The organism is Rhodohalobacter sp. 8-1 (genome assembly GCF_038150125.1).
In the GTDB taxonomy this organism is placed as follows: domain Bacteria; phylum Bacteroidota; class Rhodothermia; order Balneolales; family Balneolaceae; genus SW132.
In genome coordinates this window covers 1-564 of record NZ_JBBVMF010000064.1, presented here as the reverse complement: position 1 = coordinate 564, position 564 = coordinate 1, and the positions used below count along the sequence as shown (strand labels likewise).

Genomic DNA, 564 nt, shown 5'->3' with positions numbered 1-564 from the left:
TGCGCGGGCCCTTGCGCGGGCTCGCGCGCGGGCGTGAGGCCGGCGATCTCCAGGATCAGCTTGCGGCGGATCGCGCTGGCGAAGGAGTCGAAGCCCTCGGCCGCCACGATGAAGGCGGCCGGGCCGCCGATCACCCAGTCGCGGAAGTAGAGGTCCAGGTTCGGGATGTTGTAGCGCGCGTAGGGCCCGGGATCCGGGTCCAGGATCGGCAGGCCGTTGATGGTGATGCCTTTGTCCACCGCGCGGTCGCGCGCATGGACCACCAGGTCGCCCCAATTGTTCGGCCCGTCGCCGGAGACGTCGATCACCTGGCGCGTGCCCTCGAAGCCGTTGTCGTCGAACAGCCGCGCGCCGAAGTCGATGGCGCCGCTGATCGAGGTGTAATGCGCCGGGCCCGGACGGCGCTTGGCCAGCGCGGCGGCGAAGGTCTCGGCGCTCGCCTCGGAATCGATCACCGTCCAGCCGACCACCATGTGGGTGTGCGCCGAGTTGGCCCACTCGAAATAGGTGACGGCGATGCGCCCCAGGATGCCGCCGCGGATCGCCTGCAGCACGTCGGGATCG

1 protein-coding gene is annotated in these 564 nt (G+C 70.4%); it reads right to left on the bottom strand.

Annotated features, from left to right (window positions below; genetic code table 11):
- The coding region (locus tag AABW11_RS20020; protein ID WP_340107106.1) for a DUF1194 domain-containing protein at positions 1 to 564 on the bottom strand (564 nt) is incomplete at both ends.